A 14,848-nucleotide genomic window follows, 5' to 3' on the forward strand; every position below is an offset into this window, starting at 1 on the left:
CAGTGCACTGTATGAGCAGCACGAGCAGGGGAAACTCAACGGGCCAGGGCCCGGAAGCAACCGCGCGCCGCGAGCACGATCACTGGCCGGAGCTGTTCGACGCGGCGGTACGCGTGCCGAATGCACGCCGGCGCGGCGTTGGTACGCGCGGCGAGCGGCTCCTCGACGTCGGCGCGGCGATCGTGGTCATGACGCTGGTGATCGGCTGGGTGTGGTCGTTGGCCAACGCGCGATCGCTCTACGCGGCGTCGGCGGAACGGCCACTTCCGGTGGTCGCGAGTGTCGCGGCGTCGCTCACCCGATCCGACGCGCCGTCGACAGCGTACCTCACCGATGCGGCGCTCAACGCGCTCACCAATCACATTCTCGACAAGGACCGCGGCGCGAGCGGAAAGTTGCGCGCGGCGATCGAGCCGACGCCCGCTCCCATCGTGGCGGATTCACTGCCGCCGGGCGGCTCACTGCAATACTCGCAGGGTGGACAGGTTGCGGCGGCGCCCAAGGGCGCGGGCATCTGGAGCGTATTGCTGACGGTCGGCAACGCGATCCGCCCCGTCACGAACTTCAACGTCATCACGATGCTGCCGTTCAGCGCGAAGCAGAACGGTCGCATCGGCACGTACTTCGTCGGCAGCTGGCCGGGCGAGCACGGCGCATCGGGGCCGTCGAAGGCGCCGTCGGGTGCGTACGCAAATCCGGCCGGTTTCATCGAGGTGACGCAGGCGAACGCCGACACGCCCGTGTCCGAGCATTTCAAGCTGCGCGATTTCCTCACCCACGATCAACCCAACGTTTGGCCGAAGTACATGGTGCTGCAGTCGAAGGAGATCGACAAGCTCGAGCTCGTCTTGGCCGACCTGCAGGCGCACGGCTTCGACGTGCACGGCGTGCACATCATGAGCGGCTTCCGCAGTCCGCAATACAACTATACGGGCGGAAACACCGCCGGCCGTGCCAACCTCAGCCGTCACATGTTCGGCGATGCGTCCGACATCTACATCGACGACGACGGCGACGGCCAGATGGACGACCTCAACCATGACGGCAAGATCTCGATCGACGACGCGCGCGTGATTCAACAGGCCGTAGACCGCGTCGAGGCTGCTCATCCCGAGCTCGTCGGTGGTGCGGGCGTGTATACGGCCGCGCCCGGGCACGGACCTTTCATTCATATCGACGCGCGCGGCTATCGCGCGCGCTGGTCGGGGACCTCAGGAGGCTGACGTGGCGGATCTACGGAGAACGAGCGATGGGACGGTGGTGGAAGAGGACGGCGAGGCGACGGACGTGAAAACCGAAGCTCGCGACGCGAAAGCGGACAAGGATCGTGAGATCAAGGAAGTGCGCTCCACCGACCTCGAGCCGTACACGGGCCTGAGGTATCTGTCAAAGCTGTTTCGCTTCATGGCGGTGATTCTCGTGCTGCTGCTCGTGGCCGAGGTCGCCACCGGCGTCTACACGCAAGGATCAGCGTCGATTCCAACGCTGCTCGGCGAAGCCAGCCGGTTGATCGTGCTGGCGGGCGTGCTGTGGGGCACGGGTGATCTGGCGCACCTGCTGATCGACGTCGGACACGACGTGCGGGCCGCGCGCATTCTGGTGGCGCGCGTTGCTCACACCTCGCGCACGGCGCCCATCTCGGCAACGCGTCCGGCCGTCGCCGCACCGCGCACCGATGACGTGTCATTGATGCCGCGGCGCAATTTGGTGGATCACTTCGATGATGGCGACGACGGACCGCCGATTCCGTGATGGCTTCTGCCAACGCGGTATGACTGTTGCCTTCCAGCGAGCCGAAGCGCTGACTGAACTTGCACTCGGGAGAAGGGAATCATGCTCATCACGCTCGCGGTAGTACTGATCATTCTGTGGGCGCTCGGCTTCCTGGCGTTCCACGTGACCAGCGGTCTGATTCACCTGCTGCTGGTCGTCGCGCTCATCGTCATCGTCATTCGGCTGGTGACGGGGCGGCGGCCGGTGGTTTGAACGAACCGGTAATCGGTAGCTAGACAAAAGCGGGAATGCGCTCACGCGCTTCCCGCTTTTGCCGTTGTCGGCCATCTTTTTCGCCGTTCCGCGCCGACTACGACTTCCCACTACCTATTCCCGGCTCTTGGCCCTCGACGTTCACGTCGTTTCTCATACGCACTGGGACCGCGAGTGGTACCATCCGCTCGAGCGATTCCGCCAACGACTCGTCGCGCTCGTCGACGAGCTGCTCGACGATCCGCCCGGCTCGCATGAGAGTTTCCTGCTCGACGGCCAGGCGATCGTGCTCGAGGACTATCTCGCGGTGCGGCCAGATCGTGAAGAGCAGCTCGCGCACTTGCTGCGCACGGATCGGCTCGAAGCGGGTCCGTGGCTGGTCCTTGCCGACGAACTGATTCCGAGCGGCGAAGCGCTCGTGCGCAACTTGCTCGCCGGGCGACGGGCGCTGCGACGCTTTGCCGCCGAATCGCCGCCGGTCTTGTATTGCCCTGATTCGTTCGGTCATCCCGCCGCGCTGCCCGCGATCGCCGCCGGCTTTGGGCTGCCTCTCATCGTGTTGTGGCGCGGCTACGGTGGCGTGCGATGGCCCGCGGGCGACACCGTTCGCTGGGCATCGCCGAGCGGAGACGAGGTGCTCGTCTACCACTTGCCGCGCGATGGATACGAATTCGGCTCGCATTTGCCGACGACGGAGCAGGGCGCATCGGAGCGCTGGCAACACATGCGCGGCGAGCTCGTCAGCCGCGCGACGACCGGTGTCATGCTCGTGACGAACGGCGCGGATCATCACGCGCGCCAGGTTGGGCTGAGCGACGCGCTCGCGGCGCTCGAGCGCGCGGGCGAAGCCGACGGCGTGCATCGCAGCGCGCTGCGCTCGTTTGCCGAGCGTCTCGTGGAGCGCAGCGCGAATCAGCGGCTGCCGATCGTGCGCGGCGAGCTTCGCGATTCCTACGGCTACACCTGGACGCTGCAGGGTACTTTCGCGACGCGCGCTCACGAGAAGCGAATGAACGCGCGCGCCGAGCGGGTGCTGTTGCGCGAAGCGGAACCATGGGCGGCGCTGGCGGCGGTCCATGGCACGTCGCGGCGACCACTGTTGAACGTCGCATGGCACACCCTCCTCGAGGCACATCCGCACGACACGCTGTGCGGCTGCTCGATCGACGACGTGGCGAGCGCGATGGAGCTCCGCGTGCGATCGGCAACGAATCAGGCGGCCGGCGTGCGCGACGACGCGATCGCCGAATTGGTCGGCCACGACCCTGTCGCCGCGCGGACGTCGCGCGACGCGTGGATGCCAATTGTCGTCGTGCGCAACGCGGCGCCATACGCGCGCGGCGGTGTTGCCGTCGTCGACGTCGACGAGTTCATCGCCGATGTCGCGGTGGGTCCGGGATCCGCGCCGGCGGCGCCCGAAGGCGGCGCTGTGACGGCGCGACGCAAGCCCGCGATTCCCGCGCTCGGTGCAGTGCAAGTGTTGTCGCGCGGCGTTCGTCATTCACTCACCGAATCGCCTCGCCATTATCCGGACAATGATCTCGTGGAACGCACGCAGGTTGCGGTGTGGGTTCCGGAGGCGCCGGCGTACGGAATTTCAAGCTACGCAATCGGTGGCGGCGAAGCACGACGTGGACGACCGGCGGCGCCGGTGCGCACCGACGCGCGATCGATGGAGAACTCGTTTCTGCGCGTCGACGTCTCCGAGTCCGGCATTGTATCTCTCGCGCACGGCGCACTGGAGCGCGCGATTCCATCGCTCGTGGAGCTCATCGACGAAGCGGATGTCGGCGATCTCTATACGCCGGCGCCACGCGCGCGCGCGCATCGCGTCGAGTTTCGTGGGGTTCGCCGGGTGCATCGCGGTCCATTGCGGGGCGAGCTCGCGTTGCGATACGCGGTGCTCGACGGAGAAGAGGGCCGCCGCGTGGATGCCGAACTGACGATCCATCTCATTCTCGACGCCGATGCGCCGTTCGTGCGGCTTCGCGTTCGCGGCGAGAATCGTCGCGAGAATCACCGGCTGCGATTGCGGGTGAACGGAGACGTTCCGGCCGACGTCGTCTGGGCGGACGCCGCGTTCGGTCCGGTGCGTCGCGAGCCGCTCGTCGTCGGCGAGTCGGACAGTGCGATGGAACGCCCGCCGCGCACGGCGCCGTTGCATCGCTACGTGTCGTTGTTCAACGAGGCGGCCGGGTTCACGCTGTTCAGCGACGGCCTGGCCGAATACGAGGCGACGCCGGACGGAGCGATCGCGGTCACCCTCGTGCGCGCCGTCGGTGAGCTCTCGCGCAACGATCTGCCCGAGCGGCCAGGCCACGCCGGTTGGCCGGTGCCGACACCTGGCGCTCAGTGCATCGGTCCGTTCGAAGCCGAGCTCGGGGTCATGCTGCACGGATCGCGACTCGCGACGACGATCGACGCGATCGAGCGCGCCGCCAACGAGGTGCTCTTGCCGCTCGTCGGCACCACTCTCCGGTCGGCGCTCGCTGTTCCGGAGCCGGTCCGCGGTGTCGAGCTCGTCGGTCCGGGACTGGCATGCTCGACGGTCAAGGAAAGCGAGGACGGCGGCTGGCTCGTGCTGCGCTGCGTGAATCTGCGAGACGACGAAGTCGCCGGAGCCTGGCGTCTACCGTTCGCGGCGAGCGAAGCGCGGCGGGCGCGGCTGGACGAAACAATAATGAGTGAATTGGTATTAGAAAATACTGATTCACTGGCGTTCGTGGCGGGTCCGCGTGAGATCGTGACCATCGCGGTGCGGTGACTCTCGTTGTCATCCCGAGCGAGGCGCGTAGCGCCGGAGTCGAGCGACCCCCGTCCCGACGGAGGAGTCAAACACAGCGCATCCCTGAGCAAGCGATCCTTCGCTGCGCTGCGCTTCGCTCAGGATGACAACGCTTCGCTACACCCGGTCGCGCAGCGTCGCCGCCGTATCCCCCGCCAACCGATCGCGCAGGTCATCGCCAATGAGCGTACACGCGAGCACCGTCGCCACGAGCGCGAGCCCCGGCGCGATCGCGACCCACGGCGCCGCGACAATGAGATCGCGCCCACCCGCGATCATATTCCCCCAACTCGGCTGCGGCGGCTGAATCCCGAGCCCGAGAAACGACAAGCCGCTCTCGAGAAGAATCGCGTTGCCGACGCCCAGCGTTGTCGCGACAATCGCGGGTCCAAGCGAATTCGGCAGCGCGTGCCGCAGGAGCACGCGCATGCTCGGCGCGCCGAGCGCGGTCGCCGATTCCACGAACGGCCGCTGCACGACGCCAAGCAACTCGGCGCGAATCATTCGCGCGACACCCATCCATCCCGTCGCCACGAGCACGACAACCACGGTGCCGAGTCCCGGCTGCCATAACGCCGCGCAAACGAGCAACAGCACGAGCCGCGGCAGTGCAAGCAGGGCATCAGCGAGCGCCATGAGCGCCCAATCGACCGCGCCCCCCGTCCATGCGGCCAGTGCGCCGACGGCGGTGCCGAGCGCGCCGGCGAGGAGCGAGCCGATGACGCCGACGGCCAGAGAGATTCGCCCGGCGAGCATCATGCGCACGAAGAGATCGCGGCCGAAGCGATCCGTGCCGAGGAGATGAAACGCGCCATGCGCATCGCGCGACAGCGGCGGAACGAGTTTGAGCGCCAGCACGTCGCCGATCGCGAGTGGATCCTGATGCGACGCCAGCGGCACGAGCACGACGAACAGCGCGAGGGCAACGAGCAACCCGCTCGCCCATCCGCCAGGCAATCGCCCTCGCCCGCTCATGCGCGCCGCCGTGGATCGACGAGCGGCAGCGCGAGATCGCCCGCGAGATTCGCCGCGAGCACCAGCACCGCATAGATCGCCGCGGCGCCCATGACCAGCGGGTAGTCGCGCGCGACAATCGCGTTCACCATCAGCCGACCCATGCCCGGCCACGCGAAGACCGACTCGACGAAGATCGATCCCGCGACCAACCCCGGCAGCGACAGCGCGAAAAGGACGACGAGCGCGGGCAACACCGTCGCCAGGACGTGGCGAAAGTAGACGCGGCGCGGCGTCGCACCTTTCGCACGCGCGGTCCGCACGAAATCCTGCGATAGCACGTCGCTCACACTCGACCGGGCATAGCGTGCGATACCGGCCGCGCCGACCGAGGTGAGAATGAACACCGGCAGCAAGGCATGTCGCACGAGATCGACAAACGACGCGACGCCGTGCAACTCGACGCCCGGGGCGTGAATTCCGAACGCCGGCAATCGCAGGCGCGGCGGCAGACCCCATTCAGCGGCGCCGTACGTGAACACCGCGACGAGCGCCAGCGCGAGCCAGAAGCTCGGTGCCGCGTAAACCACCGTCGTCGCGAACGTCAGCGCGCGATCCAGCGGACGCCCGCGACGCACCGCCTGCACGACGCCAATCGGTACACCGATCAGAAACGTCAAGATCAGCGAGATGGAGCCAAGGCCGATCGAGACCGGCAGCGCGTCGGCGATGGCCGACGACACCGGCTCGTGCAGCGAGAAACTCTCGCCGAGGTTGCCGCGCAGCAGGTTCGCGAGCCAGTGTGCATATTGCACGGCAAGCGAGCGATCGAGTCCCATCTCCGCGCGCAGCCGCAGCGCATCGGCGGCGGACGCGGAAGGCGGAATGAGAAACGTCGCAGGATCACCCGGTGCCGCCCGAACCAACGCGAACGTGATCGTCAGGACCAGCCAGAGCAGCACGAGCGCGCCGATGAGGCGACGCAGCAGGGCGGGAGGATGCACACGTTGAACCTGCAACGCTGGTTCGGCGTGTCAACCGTGCTCGCCGTTCTCGCGCTGGTCGTGGTGCCCGTGGCGTGTTTCGCGCCGCAGCGGCCTCGCGACGTCGCGGTGTATGCGTCGGGCACCGATCTCGAGTCGGGGAATCCGCTCGTGACCGTGCATTCGCTGTCGCGGCAAATTCAGCGCTACGCACTCTTCGTCACGCTGGCGCGCTACGACACGCGGTTGGCGCCGGCGCCCTACGCCGCGCGTGCGTGGGAGTGGTCGGCCGATCGCCGCGCGCTGACGTTTCATCTCGTGCAAGGCCTTTTGTGGCATGACGGCCGGTTGACGACGGCGCGCGACGTTGCGTTCACGATCGATGCGGCGCGCGATCCCGCGACGGGCTATTGGCGCGCCGCCGATCTCGCTGCAGTCGACAGCGCGATCGCGCACGACGATTCGACGGTCACGCTCGTTTTTCACGTGCACCAGCCCGAGTTTCCACTCGTGCTCTGCGAGCTCCCGATCCTTCCGCAACACCTCCTCGGCGCCGTGGCGCGCGGCGACATGCGCCGGGCATCATTCAACTTGAATCCGGTGGGCAACGGACCATTCAAGTTTGTGGATCGGCGCGCAGGCGCGCATTGGACCTTCCGTCGCAACGACGCATTTCCCGCATCGCTCGGCGGGCCGCCGCGCCTCGCTGGGTTGGTCGTCAGCGTCGTCGACGAGCCAACGACGAAATTCGCCGGGCTGGCGAGCGGCGATCTCGACGTCGCGGGTATCGCGCCGACGATGGCGGCCCTCGCGCGCCGCGATCCGTCGATGCGCGTCGTCGATTATCCGATCCTGTTCACCACCGGGCTGGCCTTCAATGTGACGAAGCCGCCGTTCGATGATGCGCGCGTGCGGCGCGCGATTTCGCTGTCGATCGATCGGCGGCGCATTGTCGACGCGGCGCTCGCGGGATACGGCACGCCGGCGTCCGGTCCCGTTCCTCCGGAGAGTCCGCTCGCGCTCGCCGGTTCGAGCGCATCCGACACCGCGGTCGCCGATTCCTTGTTTGACGCCGCCGGCTGGCGTCGCGCGAACGGCGTGCGAGTCAGGAACGGCAAACCATTCGAGCTCGAACTGCTCACCGTCGGCAGCGGCGACAACGCGCTCGAGCAACTCGTGCAGGCGGATCTTGCGTTGCGCGGTGTGCACGCGCACATCCGACAAGTGGAGCTTGGCACGTTCCTCACGGCGGCGCGTGCGAGTCACAAGACATTCGACGTGCTCGTATCCGGCGTGCCCGGTGACGTCTCACTTTCGTTTCTCGCGTCGATGTTCGAGTCACGGCAGCAAGGCAGCGCGCTCGACTATACCGGCTTTCACACGGCGGTGCTGGATACGTTGTTCGCGCGTACGCGCTCCGCGCCGAACGAGTCGCTGCGCGTTGCCGCCTGGCGCGACGTACAGCGCTATCTCGCTGCCGAGCAGCCCGTCTCGTGGATCTATCATTCGCGCGGACTGCAGGGTCTGTCCGCGCGGCTTCGCAACGTGCGCATGGATCTGCGCGGCGAACTGGCGTCGCTTGCGGAGTGGGAGATCGGCGCGCCGCGCGGCGTCGCGGCGGCGCGATGACGTTGCTGCTCGACGAACCGGCGCTCGACGCTCGGCGCAGCGTCACGATCGGTGATGGCCCGCTTGCGCCGCTGGCGTTTTCGCTCGCGAGCGATCTCGAGCCGCTGCTCTCACGCGATCTGTATTTTCCGCGCGAGAAGGCACTCCTTTCGCGCGAGGGCGGACGGTGTGCGCGCGACGGCACGATGCTCGAGTTCGACCCTTACCAGCCGCATCAGCACCGCTGCCCCACGTGCGGCGAGGTCTATCGCGGCGAGCTGCACGATCGGTTCTGGATCTATTGGTATCAGCTCTGGATGGCCGAGCGGAGCGTGCATGCCGCGTTGCTGTCTCGACTCGGTGGCGACGCTCGCTTCGAGACGCTCGCATCATCCATTCTCGACGGATATGTCGAGCGATACCTGTCGTATCCGAATGCCGACAACGTCCTCGGACCGACGCGCCTGTTCTTCAGCACATATCTCGAGTCGATCTGGCTATTACAGATCTGTATCGCGGCCGATCTGATGGAAGCTCGCAATCCGTCGCTCGCCGCGCGAGTTCGCGATCGCATCGTCGAGCCGAGTCGCACGATCATCGCCGAGTTCGACGAAGGTGCGTCGAATCGTCAGGTGTGGAATGATGCCGCGTTGCTCGCGGCGGGACGCCTGTTGGGCGACGACGACGCGGCCGAACAAGCCGTGTACGGGCGCTCCGGCATCGCGAGCCATTTGTCGAATGGGTTGCTGGTCGACGGAACGTGGTACGAGGGTGAGAACTATCATCTCTTCGCGCATCGCGGGCTGTGGTACGGCGTCACCATGGCGACGCAGGCGGGGCTCGAATTGCTCGCGCCGCTCAGCGACCGATTCCAACTTGGATTTGCGACACCGTTCGCGACCGCGCTGCCGGACTTCACGCTGCCGTCGCGGCGTGATTCGCAGTACGCGATCTCGCTGCGCCAATGGCGCATCGCCGAGCATTGTGAGCTCGGCGTCGCGCGGCGAGCGGATGAGCCGCTGCTCGCGGCGCTGCGCGAGATGTATGCGGCGACCGGCGACGACACGCCGGCGAGAAATGCACGCGCGCGGTCCTCGGCGGACGTCGAGCGAAATGCGCCGGCGTCGCCGCTCAGCCGCCGCGACTTGAGCTGGCGCGCGCTGATGTTCGCGCTTCCGCAGCTGCCGGTGCTGTCGTCCTCGGTCGCGACGTCGGCGTTGCTCGATGCGCAAGGCATCGCCGTGTTCCGGCGCGACAGCGCGCGTGTCTACGCGGCGCTCGACTACGGCCATCCCGGAGGCGGGCACGGGCATCCGGACCGCCTGAATCTCATGCTCGCAAAGAACGACGTGCGCTGGCTCGACGATTTTGGTACCGGCTCGTACGTCGATCCGACGCTGCATTGGTATCGCAGCTCGCTCGCGCACAACGCGCCGCTCGTCGACGGACAGTCGCAGCGTCGAGTCGCCGGAAATCTGCTGGCCTATTCGGAACGCGATGGCGTTGGCTGGATCGTCGCCGCGGTCGACGAGATCGCGCCGGGCACGAGCGTTTCGCGCACGCTCGTGGTTCTGCCGGACTATTGCCTCGACATTGTCGACTGGGCGGCCACTCGCACGGTGGCCGTTGATCTGCCAATGCATCTCGATGCTGAAATTGTGAATCCGGACGTCGAACTCGCCAGCGGCTCACTGAAGGGCGCCGACGGCGTGGAGGACGGATTCGACTTCGTTCGCGAGACCGCGGTGCAGCGCATCCGCGCGTTCACCGCGGTGCAAGCGCGCGCCACAACCGCGACGAATCAAGAAGAATTGATGGAAGTGTTCGCCCAGTCCGACGGCGATTGCGAGTGGTGGCGCGCGACGGCACCCGGAGCGCCCGGGAAAGGCGATCATCGCTTTCGGGTCTTGCGTGTCCAAGGCACCGCCGGGAGGCATCGCCTCGTATGGTCGTGGAACCGCGCAGTCGTCGACGTGGCCTTCGACGCCCAGACGATCGTCGTAAAGCTCCGCGACGGCGCCGAACATCGTCACTCGATCGGCGACGACGGCTGGCGCATCGAGATGGAGCACGCATCGCGCAGCCGCGTGATCGAGCTGGGTGGCGTCGTCGAGCAGGATCAGGACGAGTTCTCCACCGAGCAGATCGTTGCAGAGGGACTGACGGCGCTCATGATGCAGCGCGGCGCGGTGACGCACATCGAGCTTGGCGAAGCGCACTACCGTCGCTCGGAGCAAAGTTGGCGCGACGCGGGCGAACCGCGCGCGTCCGTGTTATTCGCGTGGAACGACGACGCGTTGCACGTCGTCGTCGATGTCCCGCGCAGCGATCGGACCTTCGTGCCCGCGAACGTGGTCAACATGTACGACAACGAACCGGCGCAGATCAACGGCGACAGCGTCGAGCTGTTCGTCCGCGACGTGGACGGTGCGCGGGGGTGGCTGTTCGTTCCCATCATCGGCGGAAACGACGTACAACAGCGCGCGATCGACGGGTGGAAGTCGTCCCCTTCGCCGCGCGCGACGTGGCGCGAGACGGCCCAGGGATACGAGCTCGACATCGTGCTCGACGCTCGCGCCGAGAATCTGGCGATGGACGTCGTCGTGAACGAGATGCCGCGCGGCCGCACCCGCCGGCGCGGGCAGCTCGCGTTGAGCGGCGGTGCGAATGAATGGGTGTATCTCCGCGGCGATCGCCACGAATCATGGCGTCTGATTCCGCTACGTTTGTCGGATGCCTGACTCGCTGCTCTCGTCGGTCGTCGTCGTGTTGTACGAGCCACAGGATCCGGTCAACATCGCCGCCGTCATCCGGGCGATGAAGAACATGGGCGTGGCGCGACTGCGTCTCGTGCACCCGGTCGAGTACGACGTCGTGCGACTCGAAGGCGTCGCGCATCGCACGATGGACATCATCGAGCGCATCGAGCACTTCGATTCATTCGATGCCGCCGTCGCCGACTGCATCAGCACCGTTGGATTCACGGCGCGCCGCCGCGCGGCGAAGCTGCGTGTTCTCGATCCCAAGGCTGCCGCGGCGGAGCTGCTCGAGTCCGCGCGCGACGGCACGGTCGCGCTGGTGTTCGGCCGTGAAGACGATGGACTGCCGAACGAGATCCTCGATCGTGTGCACGCCGCGGTCACGATCCCGACGACGGACCATGCCTCGTTGAATCTCGCGCAGGCGGTGCTCATCGGCGTCTACGAGCTGCATCTCGCTGCCGCGGATGCCACGCGCGAGATTGCCCCGCCGCGCAAGGACGCGCCGCCACCGACGAACGAGCAGTTCGAGCAATTCTTCGCTGACGCCGAACGATCGCTCGGATCCATCGAGTTCTTCAAGACGCGCTATCCGGAGCACATCATGCGCACGTTGCGTTCGCTGACGCATCGGGCCGCGCCGAATTCGCGCGAGCTGTCGTTGATGCGGGCGATGGCGATCGAGGTGGTGAATTATTTGAAGCGGAAGGGAGTGACGCAGTAACCGCGTGACAGTGACGCCCGGCCACAATATCTTCCGCCATGCCCTTCGGCCGTTTTTTCGATCGCGGCGCCAAAGACTCCAAAGCGCAATCCGCGCCGCCGCCCGATGTTGACGAGACCTCTCCCGACGACGAGCAGGAGTCCGAGCCCGAATCCATTCCCGCTGAGCACGATGACGCGGACTGGCTGATGCGCGCGCGCGCCGTGCTTCCCACCGGCGCATCCACCGGCAGCAAGCGACTGGAAGCGCTCTATGGCGCGAGCGACGCGGTGGGACCGACGCACTTCGCGCAAGCCGTCGGTTGCCGAGTCACCGACGTCGACGGCAACGAGTACCTCGATTGCACCATGGCGCTCGGCTCCGTTGCACTCGGCTACGCCGAACCGAACGTCACGCGCGCCGTGGTCGATGCGATCGCCGCCGGGAACGTGTCAGGGTTGTCCAGCTGGCACGAGGTCAACGTCGCCGAGCGGCTCTGCGGCATCATTCCGTGCGCCGACAAAGTGCAGTTTCTGAAGACGGGCGCAGAAGCGATGGCCGCCGCCGTGCGGCTCGCGCGCACGTATACCGCGCGCGATCTCGTGATCGGCAGCGGCTATTTCGGTTGGCTCGATTGGTCGGCCGACGAGACCGCGGGTGTACCCGAGGGAACGAAGAATTCATTTCGTCGAATCCCATGGGACGACGTCGCCGCGCTCGAAGCCGCCGTCGGCGATGCCGGTTCGAACTTGGCCGCCATCGTCATCGAGCCGGTCGTCGAGCGGTTGCCGAGCGAGGCGTGGATCAAGCGCGCGCGCGATCTGGCGACGTCCGCCGGTGCCGTGCTCATCTTCGACGAGGTCAAGACCGGCTTTCGCCTGAAGACCGGCGGCTACCAGGCGCATGTCGACGTCGTACCGGATCTCGCCGCGTTCGGCAAGGCGATGGCCAACGGGTATCCCCTCGCCGCCGTCATGGGCGATCGCGACGTCATGGATGCGGCGCGCAAAACGTGGATCTCCTCCACGCTGGCGAGCGAGGCAACGGCGCTCGCTGCGGCGTCCGCGGTGTTGAGCTGGCATGACGAAGCCGACGTCTGCGCCTCGCTGTGGACGATCGGCGCCGAGATGCGCGGCGCGTTTCGCTCGGCGTTGGAGGCGAGCGGCGTGCAGGGCATCAGCGACGACGGCATCGATCCGATGTGGTTCCTGCGCTTCGATCGGCCAGAGCGCGAGCGGCGTTTTCTCGAGCTGGCCGCGGCGCACGGCGTGCTCCTCAAGCATGGCGCGTACAACTTCGCGGCGCTCGCGCATGATGAAGATGCAATTAGAGATCTCGAAGCCACCGTGAGCGATACGCTGGTGGCGCTCCGGGACGAGGAAGCCGAGGCGTGACTGACGACGGCGCGCCGCTCCAGAGCGGGCCGCTGATCGACGCGCACGCGCACTTCTATCACGCCGGCGCGGGCCGTGCCGACTGGAGCGACGTGAACGCCGCGCGGTTTCGCGCCGGCGAGCGGATCGGCGTCACGTATCACGTCGCGTCGGTGCTCGGGAGCTACGGCTTCTCGTCGCCGACGTACTTTCCCTCGCCGGTGGACGTCACGCGAGGGAACGACGCGATGCTCGCGCTGTGCGCGCAGGAACCCGAACGCGTGCGGATGTTCACGACCGTGAATCCAAACGATACTGAACACGCGTTGCGCGAGATCGAACGCTGCGGCGCACGCGGCGCGATCGGCATCAAACTGCTGGCAAGCCGCCGCGCCGACGATCCGCTGCTCGATCCCATCGCCGCCATCGCGGCGGAGAAGGGCATGCCGGTGCTGCATCACATCTGGCAGCATCGCCGCCGCGAATGGCCGTCGCAGGAGATCTCGGACGGCGCCGATCTCGCGCGACTCGCGGCGCGTCATCCGCGCGCGACATTCATTCTCGCCCACATCGGCGGCGGCGGCGATTACATGCACACGTTTCCGGCCGTGGTCGACTGTCCGAACATCTTGCCGGATCTCTCGGGAAGCGGCGTCGATCGCGGCATGCTCGACGCCGCGGTCGACGCACTCGGCGCGCGGCGATTGTTGTGGGGCTGCGATCTCACGATGTGCACGGGCCTCGCAAAGCTCCGCGCCCTCGAGGTGATCGGCCTGACCGACGACGACCTCGAGGACATCCGCTGGCGCAACGCCGCTCGAATTTTTCCGGACGGCAGCTTTCCGCGCTGTTCGCCCATACGCCTCGACGCCTCGACGCCTCGACGCCCGTGACAACAGACGTCAACGCGCTCATCGGCCCGTACCCCTTCCGGTACGTACCGCACCCCGATCCGGACGTTCTCATTCGCGTTCTGGATCGTGAACAGATCGACCGAGCGTGGGTCGGGCATCTTCCGTCGGCGTTCTATCGCGATCCGACGCAGGGCAACGCCGAGTTGTACCGCGCGCTCGAGCGCTTCCCCGACCGTCTTCAGCCGGTCCCGACGATTCGCCCCGACTGGCCTCGCTGGCGCGACGAACTGCGGCGTGCGGCGAGCGCGAATTCGCCGGCGGTGCGCGCGTATCCGCCGCAGTGGGGGATGGGCCCCCACGACGCGGGTATGCGAGAATTGGCAATCGCTGCCGGCGAGCACAGAATGGCGCTGCTGCTGACCGTGCGCTTCGAGGATCTCCGGCAACGTCACCCCATGGATTCCGCGGGCGACCTGAGTGCCGCGTCGATTCGCTCGCTCGCCCGCGCCGGCGAACGCGTTCGCCTCGTTGTCACGGCGGCAGGGCGCGAGATGATCGAGGAAGTGCACTGGGGGCTCACGGCGGAAGAGCAGCGCCGGGTGTACTGGGACATCTCGTGGGTCTGGGGGCCGCCGGAGGATCATCTCGCGAAGTTGTTTCGGATGATCGGGTCGGAGCGATTCGTGTTCGGCACGCAGTGGCCGTTGCGGTTGACGCAAACGCCGCGGGCGAATCTGGATTTGCTGCCGGATGATGTTCGCGGTTCGCGACTTGCGGGGGCCGAAGCCGTTTGTGATGCGGGAGCGAGCGCGGTACGAAAGACGGTTACTTCGCGCTGATGCC

At 66.9% G+C, this 14,848-nt stretch carries 12 protein-coding genes; 10 read left to right on the forward strand and 2 right to left on the reverse strand.

The features are described from left to right. Positions 1-11: 11 nt before the first annotated feature. The 4 genes from VN706_05995 (at position 12) to VN706_06010 (ending at position 4,750) form a co-directional block, all read left to right on the forward strand. Positions 12-1,223, forward strand: coding sequence for a hypothetical protein (locus tag VN706_05995; protein ID HXT15161.1), 1,212 nt, complete (start codon positions 12-14; stop codon positions 1,221-1,223). Between the two features lies 1 nt (position 1,224). After that, a complete protein-coding gene (locus VN706_06000) occupies positions 1,225-1,752 on the forward strand; it encodes a hypothetical protein (protein ID HXT15162.1) in 528 nt (175 codons plus the stop codon). Positions 1,753-1,833: 81 nt separating this feature from the next. Further along, on the forward strand, positions 1,834-1,986 hold the full coding sequence (locus VN706_06005; GenBank protein ID HXT15163.1) for a lmo0937 family membrane protein: 153 nt from the start codon (positions 1,834-1,836) through the stop codon (positions 1,984-1,986). 127 nt (positions 1,987-2,113) lie between these two features. Further along, complete coding sequence (locus VN706_06010; GenBank protein HXT15164.1) at positions 2,114-4,750, forward strand: glycoside hydrolase family 38 C-terminal domain-containing protein; 2,637 nt, start codon at positions 2,114-2,116, stop codon at positions 4,748-4,750. 138 nt (positions 4,751-4,888) lie between these two features. Here VN706_06010 and VN706_06015 read toward each other — a convergent pair whose 3' ends face one another. Both VN706_06015 and VN706_06020 read right to left on the reverse strand, forming a co-directional pair. Then, complete coding sequence (locus VN706_06015; protein ID HXT15165.1) at positions 4,889-5,746, reverse strand: ABC transporter permease; 858 nt, start codon at positions 5,744-5,746, stop codon at positions 4,889-4,891. After that, positions 5,743-6,729: an ABC transporter permease gene (locus VN706_06020; GenBank protein HXT15166.1), complete on the reverse strand. Its 987-nt coding sequence runs from the start codon at positions 6,727-6,729 to the stop codon at positions 5,743-5,745. The genes VN706_06015 and VN706_06020 overlap by 4 nt, the downstream gene beginning before the upstream one ends. Between VN706_06020 and VN706_06025 the strand changes: the two genes are divergently transcribed. Genes VN706_06025 through VN706_06050 form a run of 6 tightly spaced genes read left to right on the forward strand, consistent with a single transcriptional unit; the run spans position 6,724 to position 14,844 of the window. Next, positions 6,724-8,337, forward strand: a complete 1,614-nt coding sequence (locus VN706_06025; GenBank protein ID HXT15167.1) for a peptide ABC transporter substrate-binding protein — start codon at positions 6,724-6,726, stop codon at positions 8,335-8,337. The two genes, VN706_06020 and VN706_06025, sit on opposite strands and share 6 nt — an antisense overlap. Beyond that, positions 8,295-11,057, forward strand: a complete 2,763-nt coding sequence (locus tag VN706_06030) for a heparinase II/III family protein (GenBank protein ID HXT15168.1) — start codon at positions 8,295-8,297, stop codon at positions 11,055-11,057. Before VN706_06025 ends, VN706_06030 begins: the two co-directional genes overlap by 43 nt. After that, positions 11,050-11,799, forward strand: a complete 750-nt coding sequence (locus tag VN706_06035; GenBank protein HXT15169.1) for a TrmH family RNA methyltransferase — start codon at positions 11,050-11,052, stop codon at positions 11,797-11,799. Before VN706_06030 ends, VN706_06035 begins: the two co-directional genes overlap by 8 nt. A 38-nt stretch (positions 11,800-11,837) precedes the next feature. Beyond that, positions 11,838-13,172 carry an aminotransferase class III-fold pyridoxal phosphate-dependent enzyme gene (locus tag VN706_06040; protein HXT15170.1) on the forward strand — a complete coding sequence of 445 codons (1,335 nt, stop codon included), beginning with the start codon at positions 11,838-11,840 and terminating at the stop codon, positions 13,170-13,172. Further along, positions 13,169-14,044 carry an amidohydrolase family protein gene (locus tag VN706_06045; protein ID HXT15171.1) on the forward strand — a complete coding sequence of 292 codons (876 nt, stop codon included), beginning with the start codon at positions 13,169-13,171 and terminating at the stop codon, positions 14,042-14,044. Before VN706_06040 ends, VN706_06045 begins: the two co-directional genes overlap by 4 nt. Then, positions 14,041-14,844, forward strand: coding sequence for a hypothetical protein (locus VN706_06050; GenBank protein ID HXT15172.1), 804 nt, complete (start codon positions 14,041-14,043; stop codon positions 14,842-14,844). Before VN706_06045 ends, VN706_06050 begins: the two co-directional genes overlap by 4 nt. Positions 14,845-14,848: the final 4 nt, after the last annotated feature.

Source organism: Gemmatimonadaceae bacterium, assembly GCA_035606695.1.
GTDB lineage: Bacteria > Gemmatimonadota > Gemmatimonadetes > Gemmatimonadales > Gemmatimonadaceae > JAQBQB01.

Excerpts from the sequence above, each read along its gene's own strand:
- VN706_05995 (HXT15161.1), top strand. The coding sequence starts at position 12 with ATGAGCAGCACGAGCAGGGGAAACTCAACGGGCCAGGGCCCGGAAGCA.
- VN706_06005 (HXT15163.1), top strand. The coding sequence starts at position 1,834 with ATGCTCATCACGCTCGCGGTAGTACTGATCATTCTGTGGGCGCTCGGC.
- VN706_06015 (HXT15165.1), bottom strand. The coding sequence starts at position 5,746 with ATGAGCGGGCGAGGGCGATTGCCTGGCGGATGGGCGAGCGGGTTGCTC.
- VN706_06025 (HXT15167.1), top strand. The coding sequence starts at position 6,724 with ATGCACACGTTGAACCTGCAACGCTGGTTCGGCGTGTCAACCGTGCTC.
- VN706_06035 (HXT15169.1), top strand. The coding sequence starts at position 11,050 with ATGCCTGACTCGCTGCTCTCGTCGGTCGTCGTCGTGTTGTACGAGCCA.
- VN706_06040 (HXT15170.1), top strand. The coding sequence starts at position 11,838 with ATGCCCTTCGGCCGTTTTTTCGATCGCGGCGCCAAAGACTCCAAAGCG.